The 13677-nt window shown below is 67.4% G+C and carries 8 protein-coding genes; 5 read left to right on the forward strand and 3 right to left on the reverse strand.

What is annotated here, in order from left to right; all coding sequences use genetic code 11:
• Window position 1: 1 nt before the first annotated feature.
• The 5 genes from QW845_RS16070 (at window position 2) to QW845_RS16090 (ending at window position 9365) form a co-directional block, all read left to right on the forward strand.
• On the forward strand, window positions 2-2695 hold the full coding sequence (locus QW845_RS16070) for a molybdopterin-dependent oxidoreductase (RefSeq protein ID WP_315802525.1): 2694 nt from the start codon (window positions 2-4) through the stop codon (window positions 2693-2695).
• A gap of 184 nt (window positions 2696-2879) precedes the next feature.
• On the forward strand, window positions 2880-3719 hold the full coding sequence (locus QW845_RS16075) for an aldo/keto reductase (protein WP_315802526.1): 840 nt from the start codon (window positions 2880-2882) through the stop codon (window positions 3717-3719).
• 197 nt (window positions 3720-3916) lie between these two features.
• Window positions 3917-4870, forward strand: a complete 954-nt coding sequence (locus tag QW845_RS16080) for a DMT family transporter (RefSeq protein ID WP_315802556.1) — start codon at window positions 3917-3919, stop codon at window positions 4868-4870.
• Window positions 4871-5137: 267 nt separating this feature from the next.
• The gene (locus tag QW845_RS16085) at window positions 5138-8119 is read left to right on the forward strand and encodes an autotransporter domain-containing protein (RefSeq protein WP_315802527.1); all 2982 of its coding nucleotides are present in this window, start codon (window positions 5138-5140) and stop codon (window positions 8117-8119) included.
• Window positions 8120-8192: 73 nt separating this feature from the next.
• Entirely contained in the window at window positions 8193-9365 is a 1173-nt protein-coding gene (locus QW845_RS16090; RefSeq protein WP_315802528.1) for a fumarylacetoacetate hydrolase family protein, read from the forward strand.
• 474 nt (window positions 9366-9839) lie between these two features.
• Here the strand turns inward: QW845_RS16090 and QW845_RS16095 are convergent, their stop codons facing one another.
• The 3 genes from QW845_RS16095 to QW845_RS16105 form a co-directional block, all read right to left on the reverse strand.
• Window positions 9840-11102, reverse strand: a complete 1263-nt coding sequence (locus tag QW845_RS16095) for a 2Fe-2S iron-sulfur cluster-binding protein (RefSeq protein ID WP_315802529.1) — start codon at window positions 11100-11102, stop codon at window positions 9840-9842.
• Window positions 11103-11157: 55 nt separating this feature from the next.
• Complete coding sequence (locus QW845_RS16100; RefSeq protein WP_315802530.1) at window positions 11158-12261, reverse strand: ferredoxin; 1104 nt, start codon at window positions 12259-12261, stop codon at window positions 11158-11160.
• Between the two features lie 777 nt (window positions 12262-13038).
• Window positions 13039-13446: a hypothetical protein gene (locus tag QW845_RS16105; RefSeq protein ID WP_315802531.1), complete on the reverse strand. Its 408-nt coding sequence runs from the start codon at window positions 13444-13446 to the stop codon at window positions 13039-13041.
• Window positions 13447-13677 lie beyond the last annotated feature (231 nt).

Here is a 13677-nt window from a genome sequence, read left to right on the forward strand (position 1 = left end):
GATGACGACTGTTGATCCCAAGTTGCGCACGGTGCGCACCGCCTGTCCGTATTGCGGCGTCGGCTGCGGCGTGCTCGCCACGCCCGACGGCAGCGGCGGCGCGGCGATCTCCGGCGATCCGTCGCATCCGGCCAATCTCGGCCGGCTCTGCTCCAAAGGCTCGGCGCTCGGCGAGACGCTCGGGCTCGAGAGCCGGCTGCTCTATCCGATGATCCGCTGCAAGGGCGGCATGGAGCGGGTGGCGTGGAGCGATGCGCTCGATCATGTCGCGAGCCGCCTCAAGCACATCGTCGCCCGCGACGGCGAAGACGCCGTGGCGTTCTATCTCTCGGGCCAGATGCTGACCGAGGACTACTACGTCGCCAACAAGCTGATGAAGGGCTTTCTCGGCTCGGCCAATGTCGACACCAATTCGCGGCTGTGCATGGCCTCGTCGGTCGCCGGCCACCGCCGTGCCTTCGGCGCCGACACCGTGCCCGGCACGTACGAGGACCTTGATCAGGCCGATCTGCTGGTCTTCGTCGGCAGCAATGCCGCCTGGTGCCATCCCGTGCTGTATCAGCGCATGCTGGCGAACAAGCAGACGCGCGGCGCCAAGTTCGTGGTCATCGATCCGCGCCGCACCGATACATCGAGCGAAGCCGATCTGTTCCTGGGATTGAGACCCGGCACGGATGCGGCGCTGTTCTCCGGCCTGCTGGTGCATCTCGCCGACAGCGGCGCGCTCGACGGCGACTACATCGCGCGCCATACGTCTGGCTTCGACGAGACCCTGGCGCGCGCGCGCAATCTCGCCGGCAGCAGCGCGGCGACCGCGCTCGCCACCGGCCTGTCCGAGCCCGATGTCGCCGCCTTCTTCAAGCTGTTCCGCGACACGCCAGAGGTCGTCACCCTGTATTCGCAGGGCGTCAACCAGTCGGCGCAGGGCACCGACAAGGTCAACGCGATCCTCAACTGCCATCTCGCGACCGCGCGCATCGGCAAGCCCGGAATGGGGCCGTTCTCGCTGACCGGCCAGCCCAATGCAATGGGCGGCCGCGAGGTCGGTGGCCTCGCCAACCAGCTCGCCGCGCATATGGGCTTCACGCCGCCGGACATCGATCGTATCAGACGCTTCTGGAAGGCGCCCGACATCGCCACCCATGAGGGATTGAAGGCGGTCGCGATGTTCGAGGCGATCGCGCGCGGCGAGATCAAGGCGCTGTGGGTGATCGGCACCAATCCGGCGGTGTCGCTGCCGGACGCCGATCTGGTCCGCGCCGCGCTCAAGAAGCTCGAGCTGTTCGTCGTGTCCGAGAACGTCCGCTCCAACGACACCGTCGATGCCGGGGTGCACGTGCTGCTACCGGCGCAGGCCTGGGGCGAGAAGTCGGGCACCGTGACCAACTCCGAGCGCCGCATCTCGCGCCAGCGCGCCTTCATGGCGCCGGCCGGCGAGGCCATGCCGGACTGGTGGATGCTGAGCGAGGTCGGCAAGCGGCTCGGCTTCGCCTCCGCCTTCAACTACACGTCCGCCGCGGACATATTCCGCGAGCACGCCGCGCTGTCGGCGTTCGAGAACGACGGCAGCCGCGACTTCGACATCGGCGCGCTGGCGAGCCTCAGCGACGACGAATACGACACGCTGGCGCCGGTGCAGTGGCCGGCGCGCGCGGGCAAGCCGCCCGCGCCGCGCTTCTTCGCCGACGGCGCCTTCTTCACCGGCGACCGCAAGGCCCGCTTCGTCGCGCCGGAGGTGCCGGCGCTGCGCAGCGAGACCAATGCCGCGCGGCCGCTGCGGTTGAACACCGGGCGCATCCGCGACCAATGGCACACCATGACGCGCACCGGCTTGAGCCCGCGGCTATCAGCGCATCAGCCGGAGCCGTTCGTCGAGGTGCATCCGGACGACGCGCTGCGCTACGGCCTGATGCATGACGGCTTCGCCAAGGTGACGACCGAGCACGGCCAGTGCATCCTCAAGGTCGTCGTCAGCGAGCGCCAGCAGCGCGGCATGCTGTTCGCGCCGATCCATTGGAACGCGACGAACTCATCGCATGGCCGCGTCGGCGCGCTGGTCGCCTCCCACACCGATCCGTTCTCCGGCCAGCCCGAGGCCAAGGCGACGCCGGCCGCGATCAGTCCCTACGAGTATGTATTCCGCGGCTTCATTCTGGCGCGTAGCGAGCTCGCGCTGCCGTCCCATCTGTGGTGGGCGCGGGCGACCGTCTCGGGCGGCTTCGGCTATCTGTTCGCCGACAATGGCGACCTCATGCGCTGGCCGGCCTGGTTCAAGGCGCGCGCCACCGACGACGTCACGGACTACATGGATGTCGGCGGCGGCGTCTATCGCGCGGCGTCCTTCGCCGGCGATCGGATCGAGACCTGCGTCTTCGTCGGACCGGGCCACGATGCCGGCGACTGGAACGTCGTGAAGACGATGTTTTCAGCCGATCGTCTCGACGACGACCAGCGCCGCACGCTGCTGTCCGGCCGCGCGCCCGATGGCGTCGGCGGCGGCCCGATCGTCTGCGCCTGCTTCGGCGTCGGCCGCGACACCATCTGCGACGCGATCGCCGGCGGCGCGCGCACGCCCGCCGCGATTGGCGCGCAGCTCAAGGCGGGAACGAATTGCGGCTCGTGCATTCCGGAGATGAAGCGGCTGATCGCGCAGACGCCGGCGCAGGCCGAGGCGTCGGTGAAGGTGGCGAGCTAGCCAAGCCCGCCGTCATTCCGGGGCGAGGCCGCAAGGCCCCGAACCCGGAATCTCGACATGGCGGAAACGAGCCGGTGCAAACCAAGTTCGAGATTCCGGGTTCGACGCTGACGCGTCGCCCCGGAATGACGTTCCTGGGGAGCGCCAATCGACGCCGCGCTGCGCGTCCTCTATGCTCCCGCCCATGAAGCACAAGACATTCGGAACCGGCAGCGCCGGCGTGTCCGTTATCGGGCAGGGCACCTGGTATCTCGACCACGCCGACCGCAGCCGCGCCATCGCCACGTTGCGGCGCGGCCTGGATCTCGGCATGAGCCACATCGACACCGCGGAGATGTATGGCGATGCCGAGCTCGTCATCGCCGAAGCCATCGCCGGCCGGCGCGACGACGTGTTCCTGGTGTCGAAGGTGCTGCCGAGCAACGCCTCCCGCCGTGGCACCATCACCGCCTGCGAGCGCTCGCTGAAGCGGCTCAAGACCGACCGGCTCGACTGCTATCTGTTGCACTGGCCCGGCTCCTATCCGCTCGCGGAGACGGTGGCAGCGTTCGAGGAGCTCAAGGCGGCCGGCAAGATCGCAGCCTGGGGCGTCAGCAATTTCGACGTCGACGATCTCGACGAGCTGCTGGAGGTCGCCGGCGACGGCAAGATCGCCTGCAACCAGGTGCTCTATCACCTGCAGGAGCGCGCCATCGAGCACGCCGTCATCCCGTGGTGCGGCCAGCACGGCGTCGCCGTCGTCGCCTATTCGCCGTTCGGCCATGACGACTTTCCGGAACGCCGCAGCGCCGGCGGCGAGGTGCTGCAGCGGATCGCGGAGCAGCACGGCGCGACGCCGCGCCAGGTCGCGCTCGCCTTCCTGACGCGGGCGTCGTCGCTGTTCGCGATCCCCAAGGCGTCGCGGCCCGAGCATGCCGAGCAGAATGCGGCGGCCGGCGACATCGAGCTCACCGCGGCCGAGATCGCCGCGATCGATCGCGCCTTTCCGCGCGGGCCGAAGCCGCGTGGGCTGCCCATGCTGTAGCGCAGCATCACGGAAAATTACGGATGTTTGCTACCTCGGCGCGTAGCCAGCGCATATCGGCTGCCCGCTTTCCATGGGTTGTCCCGCGGCCGTGATTGGCGTTTTGTCGCCACTCACCGAATCGTCGCTTCTGCCAACCTTCGAGTTCGACCGTGACCCCGCCCCCGAGTGCGGCCGCCGCCGCGCGCCTCGACGACGTGCCGACGTCCGTGCAGGACAAGCCGCAGGCCCGGCGCAAGCGCGCGCCCGCCCGCGCCGACCGGCCGTTCCGCGGCATTGCGCTGATCCTGCTGTCGACCGTGTTCCTCGGCACCTCGGACGTGACGGCGAAATATCTGTCGAAGACGCTGCCCTCGATCGAGATCACCTGGATCCGCTTCGTCGTATTCGCGCTCATCATGGTGCCGGCGATGATCCCGGGCTCGCCGCTGTTCGCGATGCGCACCGCGCAGCTCAAGTTTCAGTTGCTGCGCGGCGTCGCGCTGCTCGGCTCGTCGCTGATGTTCATCACTGGTTTACGCTACCTGCCGATCGCCGAGGCCTCCGCCACCGGCTTCGTCGCGCCGCTGTTCGTCACCGCGCTGTCGATCATCTTCCTCAGCGAGAAGGTCGGCCTGCGCCGCTGGGTCGCCACCGCGGTTGGCCTGTTTGGCGTGCTGGTGATTCTTCGCCCCGGCACCGGCGCGTTCCATCTTGCCGCGCTGTTTCCGATCGTCTCGGCCTTCGCCTGGGCCTGCACCCTGATCATGACGCGGATGATGAGCGGGCGCGAGCACGCGATCACGATCATGACCTATTCGTCGATCGCCGGCGTCTGCGTGCTCACCGCGATCGTGCCGTTCGTCTGGACCACGCCGTCCTGGCAGGACATCGCCTTCGGCGTGCTGGTCGGCGTCGCTTCGACCATGGGGCAGTGGATCGTCGTGCTGGCATTCCGCTATGCCGACGCCTCGGTGCTGGCGCCGTTCTCCTACACCCAGTTGCTGTGGGTCAGCATCCTCGGCTTCCTGGTGTTCGGCGAGGTGCCGGACGTCTGGACCATCGTCGGCGCCGCCTTCATCGTTTCCAGCGGCCTCTACACTGCCCATCGCGAGCGCGTCCGTCGCTCGCAACTGCTGCAGGTCGCCGGCGAGAGCTCGCCGAATCCGTGAGCCATCGGTCGCACGTCCCCCAGGCCATTGCGGGGGGCGACTTTTTGGGTGGATGCGTTGCGCGCCCGCTACAACCGCGATCAAACGCGTAACGCGCTGATTTCAAATAAGAAACAGGGACGCCGTCGATCTCGGCGGGCGCCGAGCGCCTGCTAGGTCTTGGATTGCATCAGGGGGTGCAGAGCAAGATCGGGGGATTGCGTGCAGAGGCGGGTCGAAACGGCGGGGCGTCCGACGGCGCGAGGCGTGTGGGGCGCGCTGGGGCTCATGCTCGGGCTCTTCGGGCTCGGGCCGACGACGTCGGCGCAGGCCCAGACCGACTACACCTGGGGCGGCACCGGCTCTTCGACGGCGACCTCCGACTACAACCTCTCGACCAACTGGGAGACCCCGCCGGCCGGCGCGCCGCCCGCATCGAGCGGCCAGCGGGCGCTGTTCGGCGCCACCGGCGCATCGACCATCACGGTCACCGCGCCGCTCAATCCGGATTCCTGGATTGTCCTCAGCAACGCCCAGTCCTATGCGATCGGCGGCGCCGACGTGAATTTCGGCGTCGCCGGCTCCGGCTGGGGCTTCATCAACGACGCCAATTCCGGCCAGACCATTACCATCGGCAACAACCTCGGCGAGACGGTTGCCGGCGTGCGCGCCGAGCTGCTCGGCAACAGCACCACCATCCTGCTCGGCAACAACTCCTATTCGGGCGGCACCTTCATCGGCAACGGCGCGACCTTGCAGCTCGGCGACGCCACCCACACCGCCCGCATCATCGGCGACGTGTCGAATTTCGGCATCTTCAACGTCGTCAGGGCCGATACGTCCGGGATCGTCTCGCTCACCAATGATGGCGGCACCACCAACTTCCTCGGCGCGAGCTCCGCCGGCACGATGACGATCGTGAACCAGTCGATCGCCACGACGGCGTTCGGCGTCGCCGGAGGCACCGATACGGCGACGGCGGGGAACGCCGTGATCACCAACCATCAGGGCCGCACGCTGTTCAACGCCAACACCAGCGCCGGCAATGCGACGATCACGAATGATACGTTCAGCCTGGTCGCGTTCGTCAATGCCGCGACGGCCGCCAACGCGGTCATCACCAATGGCGGCAATTCCTACCTGATGTTCGGGATGGGCTTCGGCAGCGACACGCCGTCCGCGGGCAACGCAGAGATCACCAACAACATGGACGGGCATATCCAGTTCAACGCCCATTCCACCGCGGCGAATGCGACCATCACCACCAACGACGGCGCTTCCACCCTGTTCTTCGACCATGCGACCGCAGGCTCCGCCACGATCATCACCAATGCCGGTGGTCGCACCCGTTTCCTCGACAATACGACCGGCGGCGCCGCGCAGTTCGTGACCAACGGCACCGGCGTGGTCGACTTCTCCGGCAGCACGGGGGCCAATGGCGACGGCCGCATCACCGCCGGCTCCCTGGCGGGATCCGGCAACTATTACATCGGCGCCTTCAACACGCTGGTGGTTGGCGGCAACAATCTCTCGACCGAGGTCTCCGGCGTGATCAGCGACTACGACCCGTGCGAGTGCGGCACGGTCGGACCGGGCGCGCTGACCAAGGTCGGCAGCGGCAAGCTGATGCTGTCCGGCATCAACACCTACACCGGTGCGACCACGGTCGATGGCGGCATCCTCGCCGTCAACGGTTCGATCGCCGGCAGCAGCGTGACCGTGAATGCCGGCGGCACGCTCGGCGGCAACGGCATCGTCGGCAGCACGCTGGTCAATGGCGGCGCGCTGGCGCCCGGCAATTCGATCGGGCTGCTGACGGTGCAGGGCAATCTCGTGTTCACGGCTGCCGCGAGCTACATGGTCGAGGTGTCGCCGGCCAATGCCGACCGGGTCAACGTGACGGGCACCGCGACGCTGGGTGGCGCCACGGTGCAGGCGGCGTTCGCCCCCGGCAGCTACGTCAACAAGCAGTACACGATCGTCAACGCCGCCGGCGGCATCAGCGGCACCTTCAACACGCTGGTCAACACCAACCTGCCGGCCAACTTCTCCTCGAGCCTGAGCTACGACGCCAACACCGTCTATCTGAACCTGACGCTCGGCACGTCCGGGACCAATACCAACCAGCAGAACGTCACGGACACCACGACCGGCTATTTCAACCGCACCGGCGGCATCCCGGTCGCCTTCGGCGCGCTGACCCCGGCCGGCCTGACGCAGGCGTCCGGCGAGATCGCCACCGCCTCGCAGCAGGCGATGTTCGACTCGATGAAGATCTTCCTTGGCCTGATGTCCGATCCCTTCGTCGCCGGGCGCAGTGCGAACCCATCGGCTCCGGCGGCGGCGTTCGCCGACGCAGGGCAGGGCGCCGCACCGCGCGATGCCTTCGCGCGCATGCCGGTCAAGGCCGCTTTGGCCCGGCGCTTCGACGAGCGCTGGAGCACCTGGGCGGCGCCGTTTGGGGGTGGTTCGTTCACCGATGGCAATGCCGCGCTCGGCTCGAACGACACCACCATCCGCGAGGTCGGCTTCGCCGCCGGCGCCGACTACATCGTGTCGCCGAACTGGCTGGCCGGCTTCGCGCTGTCGGGCGGCGGCACCAGCTTCAGCGTCAATGGCGGCGGCAGCGGCCGCTCCGACCTGTTCCAGGCCGGCGCCTTCGCCCGCTATCGCAACGGCCCGGACTATCTCTCCGCCGCGCTCGCCTATGGCTGGCACGACGTGACCACCGACCGCACCGTGGCCGTCGCGGGCGTCGACCAGCTCCGCGCCCGCTTCAATGCATCGGCCTATTCCGCCCGCCTCGAGGCTGGCCGCCGCTACGCCACGCGATGGGGCGGGGTCACGCCCTATCTCGGCGGGCAGGCGACGGCTTACGTGTTGCCGTCCTATGCCGAGCAGGTGCTCTCCGGCGCGGGCACCTTCGCGCTGAGCTATGCCGGCAAGACCGTGACGGATGCGCGCGCCGAGCTTGGCGCGCGCGTCGACCGGTCGTTTGCGCTCGCCGACGGCGTGCTGTCGCTGCGTGGCCGCGCCGCCTGGGCGCACAATTTCAACCCGGATCGCACCATGACCGCCAGCTTCCAGGCGCTGCCAGGCACGAGTTTCATCGTCAACGGCGCCGCGCAGTCGCGCGACCTCGCGCTCACCACGGCCTCGGCCGAAATCGCCTGGCGCAACGGCTGGTCGGCGGCCGCGACCTTCGAAGGCGAGTTCTCGACCATCAGCCGCTCCTACGCGGGCAAGGGCGCGGTGCGCTACAGCTGGTGATCGCGCGCTCCCATCTTGGATCGTTCTCGCAGCAATGCTACGGCTGCCTCAACGAGACACCAGGGAGAACGCCATGATCAATCTGACGCCCGAGACCATGCTGCCCGACGACGGCACCCAGGGAACGCTGGTCGGCCGGGTCTGGCGACCCGACGTCGATGGTCCGGCCGTTGTGGCGGTGCGCGATGACGGCGTCTACGATGTCACCTCGGCCTTCCCGACCGTCAGCGCGCTGTGCGAGCACGACGATCCCGCGGCTGCACTGCGCGGCATGGGCGGGCAGCGCATCGGCGACCTCGCCGCCATCCTCGCCAACACGCCCCCCGATCGCCGTGATCCCGCCAAGCCGTGGCTGCTGGCGCCGGTTGATCTCCAGGTGCTCAAAGCGGCCGGCGTCACCTTCGCGATCTCGATGCTGGAGCGCGTCATCGAGGAGCGCGCGCGCGGCAATCCGGCCTCCGCCGAAGCGATCCGGACAGAGGTGGTGCGTCTCGTCGGCGACGATTTCTCCAAGCTGAAGCCCGGCTCCGACCAGGCCATGCACCTCAAGCAGGTGCTGATCGAGCAGAACGCCTGGAGCCAGTATCTCGAGGTCGGCATCGGCCCCGACGCCGAGGTCTTCACCAAGGCGCCGACCATGTCGTCGGTCGGCACCGGCATGGATGCCGGGCTGCATCCGAAATCGACCTGGAACAACCCGGAGCCGGAGGTGGTGCTGGCGGTGTCGAGCCGCGGCCAGATCGTCGGCGCGATGCTCGGCAACGACGTCAACCTGCGCGACTTCGAGGGCCGCTCGGCGCTGCTGCTGTCCAAGGCCAAGGACAACAACGCCTCCTGCGCGATCGGACCGCTGCTGCGCCTGTTCGACAAGAGCTTTTCGCTCGACGACGTCAGGAAGATGGACGTCGCGCTGAACGTGACCGGCAGCGACGGCTTCGTGCTCGACGGCCATTCCTCCATTAGCAAGATCAGTCGCGATCCGACCGATCTCGTCGCCCAGACCATCGGCGCCGTGCATCAATACCCCGACGGCTTCGCGCTGTTCCTCGGCACGATGTTCGCACCGGTCAAGGACCGCGATGCGCCGGGCCAGGGGTTCACCCACAAGCGCGACGACATCGTCACGATTTCAGCTCCGCAGCTCGGCCGCCTCGTCAACCGCATGCGCAACAGCGACGAATGCGAGCCGTGGACGTTCGGCGTCGGCGCCCTGATGCGCAGCCTCGCGCGGCGGAAGCTGATTTGACGACGGGCTGCCTCTCCATCCTCGCCGTCATTCCGGGGCGCGCGCAGCGCGAGCCCGGAATCCATACGCCGCAGCCGTCGTGAGTCAGACGGCTCTCAGTGATCGTGCTCCACCACGTCTATTCGTGGCTATGGACTCCGGGCTCGCTCGCTTGCGCGAGCGCCCCGGAGTGACGACCGGTGTGCATCGAGGCATTTGGGGCCTCGTGGTTTGAGACGCGCCGCGATGCGGCGCTCCTCACCATGAGGGGCAAGTGGCGGAGCAACCGCTACATACGGGACCATGAACACGCTGCTAGCGCGTTCATGGAGAGGGTTTGAAGCTCTTGAGGATCGCGCCGCACACTCAGCCCTCGTCCTGAGGAGCCCGTCGGAGGCGGGCGTCTCGAAGGACGGCTGCACGGCTCTGCCGGCTCTACGCCCCTTCATGCTTGCGAGCGCGACGTTGGGAATTGGAGCGGCCGCCTCACTCGCTTCACACATGCCCCGACGCCATTTCGCCGGCGACGCGGCGCGGGCGCTCCTGCAGCTGGGCGGGATCGCCGCGCGCGGCGCGCTCGCGGACCAGCGAGAGCGCGTGGTCGCGTTCGGCGGCCGGGCTGCGCCGTGGCTCCGACCGGCGCAGGCCGAGATCGTCGTCGATCGGATCCTTCGGCACCAGCGACAACGCCCGCTCGAACGGATCGAGCGACGCGTCACGCCCCCTGCCGCCGTCACGGCCCGGCTCAGGCTCGGGCGGACGTCGCGCCACGAGCGTCTTGATGCGCCCGATCAGGCCGGATGGCGCTTCCGGCGGCGCTGAATCGAACGGGTCGGCATAGAACGTCGCGCCGGCCTTCTCGACCATGCCGGCAAGTGCGGTGACCATGCGCGGCGAGCCGCAGGCATAGACCACGTCGGAGGACGTCAGCGTCGGCATGTGCGGCTCGATCCGCCCGGTGCGGATCGACGGATGGTTGATCGGGCCTTCCTCCACGGTCGGAATGATCGTGACATTCGGCAGCCGCGCGAGCTGCGCCAGGATCGGCGTCATGTAGAGCTGCGGCAGCTTCTTGGCGCCGGCGATGATCACCATGGGACGGCTGCGGTTCTCGCGCAGCGCCATCGCCGCGATCGCCCAGATCGGCGCGAAGCCGGTGCCGCTGCCGGCGAGGACGAGACGGCCGGTGCCGCCCGGACGCAGGAACGCGTGACCATAGGGCCCCTGGATGCGCAGCCGATGGCCGGGCCGGATGCCGCTGCCGAGCGCTTGCGTGACGCGGCCGCCACGGACCTTCTTGATGTTGAGATGGATGACGCGGCCGCCGATGCGGCCGTCGAACGAGGCGGTCGGGCTGTAGGCGCGCGCCGGATAGCCGGCGAAGGTGAACTTGAAGTACTGGCCCGGCAGATAGCTGATGCTCTTCTCGGGCGCGATCATCAGCTCCATGATATCTGGCGCGACCTCGCGCAGGCCGACCAGCCGTGCCTTGCTGATATCGATCTCCGGCACGTCCTCCACGTCGACGTCGAGGTCGGAGACGACGCGCGCCTGGCATGCATAGATCATGCCCTGCGTATGCGTCTCGCCGCACACCGTCTGCCCCTTCGAGACGTGAACCATGCAGGTGCCGCAGGTGCCGGCGCGGCAGTCGAACGGAATCTCGACGCCGTTGGCGAGCGCGCCATCGAGCAGCACGTCACCCGCGCGGACGCGGAACTGGCGGCCCTTGACGGTGACGGTCCTGAAGTTCGACATGGTTTACTCCTCGATCGGATACGCTGTGACGATGGTGGGACGAGACCGCGGGGCTTCACGCCTTGCCGGGCGACACGCGGATGAGATTCTTGTTGGCCGTGCTCTCGAATCGGCTCGACCAGTAGTTCGACGCCATCACCGGCCGCTTCAGCCAGCTCACCTTCGGCGAGCGCAGCACCAGGAACCAGAAGAAGAATGGCGTCGTGATGAGATGCGAGACCAGCGGAAACCAGTCCGGCAGTAATGACGCCGGGCCGGGCAGGCGATACCAATAGTAGGTGCTGATCGCGGCCGCCGCGAAGATGCGATGCATCCGGGTGCGGGCGGCCGGCCTGTAGCGCAGGATGCGCTCGCCGACCCTGAACACGACGTAGCTGACGAGCGCGGCGCCCAGCGGCCACACATAGGCGGTGATGATCGCGGCCTGGTCGACCTGCTGCGGCGGATAATCCGGCACTTGATACCAGCCCCAGACGAAGCCGGGGAAGCTGCCGATCAGGAAGTTGCCGAGGAACTGCTGGACTTTTGTGGGCACGCCGGCGGTCGGCGTCAGCTCCGGCGTGGAGTCGGGGCACGGATTGCTGCAGGCCTCGCAGATGTTGCAGCGGGCATTCTTGAAGGTCAGCGCCGGGTTGGTGCCGTAGAGCCGCTCGACCGGATGGATCGGGCACAGCGAGGTGCACCAGCCCGAGCGCATCTCGAACACCGAGCCCATCGCGAACGCCATGACCGCGGCCGACAGCAGCATGACCGCCGTCAGCGGGCCATCGACATTGAGCCCGATGCGCCGCATCGGTACCACGACGAAGAGAAGCGTCACGCTGATCACCGCCAGCGTCGCCGCGCCCCATTCCGGCATCCTGATGTTCTGCGAGATGCCCATCTTGTTCGGCAGCAGATGGAATGTCGCCATCGGACAGATGTTGCGCCACAGGCCGGGCGAGATCGTCACCAAGGCGGGCGCGACGGGAATCAGCAGATTCCACATCAGCGCGATGCCGAGCGCAGGAAAGAACAGCAGCAGGTTCACCAGCAGCACGCCGACGGCCAGCATCACCGTCTGCATCGTCAGCCAGAACCGCCGCTCGCCGCGTCCGGTGCTGCGGCTGCCGGGCTGTGCGGCCGGCTGATACCGGGCCGGTGCCACGTTCACGGCCACGTGGGCGAGTGGCCGGGTCTGTCGTTGGTGGGAAGCATAATCGTGTTGAGCCGAACGTTGAGCGCTGTTGTTTCGCATTGCTTTCCAGGACGCTGGTTTCTCTGTACGGGCGCGCTGGTGTGACGATTTCGGGCCGGACGTGTTGGTCCGCCGTGCCTGTTAGTTCGCGTCATCAGCGCATGCTGTGCCGCAGAATCTGACGGCGAGATGTGGCGCTTTTTGACGGCCAATATGGACGTGTCTGGGCCATGCTGCGGTAGGCGTGCGGCCGTTTGATCTGGATCAAATCGAGGAACATCAAGGATTTGATCCGGATCTGGGGTGTGTTTTTGAGGGCGTTTGATCTGGATCAATGACGGCCTTCGCTGTGACGCATCGCAGGCGCGATCAAGGCGGTGAGTATGCGGTCTCATCGTGGGCCTCATGGTTCGAGACGGCGCTTCGCGCCTCCTCACCATGAGGGTTAGCTTCGAAGCCGGAGTTGAACATGGGTCATCATCTCCAACCTCACGAGAGCCCACGATCGCCGTGTTGGCCACTGACTACTTAGTCCCGCGGCAAGCCTCCTCTCCTCACCCTGAGGAGCCCGCCGAAGGCGGGCGTCTCGAAGGGCGAGGTCCCTGCTCGGACCTCGTGGCTCGCCCGGCGATGCGCAGCATCGTCCGCAGACGCGCCTTCGGCGCTCCTCACCATGAGGGTTAAGCTCCGAAACCGGCGCGGCACCCGGCCGGTCGGCGTCGCGGAGTGCGACGGCGCTATGGCTGCCCGACGGGCAAATCAGATCGCGCGTGAAAATCCTGTCCAGCCCTCCGCTGAAAAATAATCCACTTGCCGATTTCGCAAAATCAGCATTAGAGTCCGGCCCGTTCCGTTGCGTCGGAGGGGACGTATCGCGGTCGTCATGGACGTCGGCAGCGGAATGCGATGGGCGTGTGTCGTTGCAGCGTGATCATTCGCGCGGACGAACGGCGATGCACGCACGGTCAAGTCGCGCGGTCCTGACACCCCGATGCTGGTGTCACGCTTGCGCCGGCGCTCACGCGCCGCGCAGGCAACGGTGGCCAAAAGCCGGTGCGCCGGGGAGAACGCGAAGCAGCCGTCAAAACCATCGCGCAGGGAGGGCCGGGCGTATTCGGCCAGACCTGTGGTACCTGCCGCCTGCATTTTTTTGAGCAGGCGGGCCACGGGCGCGGCCAGCGCCCGGCCTTCCCTGCGCCCTCTTTGATGAGAGGGCGAAAAATCAAAGCTCGGGCGCAAAACGTGTCGCGAGGTCGCGAAACTATATTCTCATGCATCAGAAAGTGCTGTCGGACAACGTGAGCACGGCAGACAGTACGGGCGTCATTGCGAGCGCAGTGTTTAGCCCGGAGACATAGCTTACACCTGTTCGGGGACATGGTTGACACTTTTGGGGTC

It is taken from the genome of Bradyrhizobium sp. SZCCHNS3002, from assembly GCF_032377435.1.
GTDB lineage: Bacteria > Pseudomonadota > Alphaproteobacteria > Rhizobiales > Xanthobacteraceae > Bradyrhizobium.

What these genes read in the sequence shown, in the direction of transcription:
- QW845_RS16070 (WP_315802525.1), top strand. Translation starts at nt 2, where the DNA reads ATGACGACTGTTGATCCCAAGTTGCGCACGGTGCGCACCGCCTGTCCG.
- QW845_RS16075 (WP_315802526.1), top strand. Translation starts at nt 2,880, where the DNA reads ATGAAGCACAAGACATTCGGAACCGGCAGCGCCGGCGTGTCCGTTATC.
- QW845_RS16085 (WP_315802527.1), top strand. Translation starts at nt 5,138, where the DNA reads ATGCTCGGGCTCTTCGGGCTCGGGCCGACGACGTCGGCGCAGGCCCAG.
- QW845_RS16090 (WP_315802528.1), top strand. Translation starts at nt 8,193, where the DNA reads ATGATCAATCTGACGCCCGAGACCATGCTGCCCGACGACGGCACCCAG.
- QW845_RS16095 (WP_315802529.1), bottom strand. Translation starts at nt 11,102, where the DNA reads ATGTCGAACTTCAGGACCGTCACCGTCAAGGGCCGCCAGTTCCGCGTC.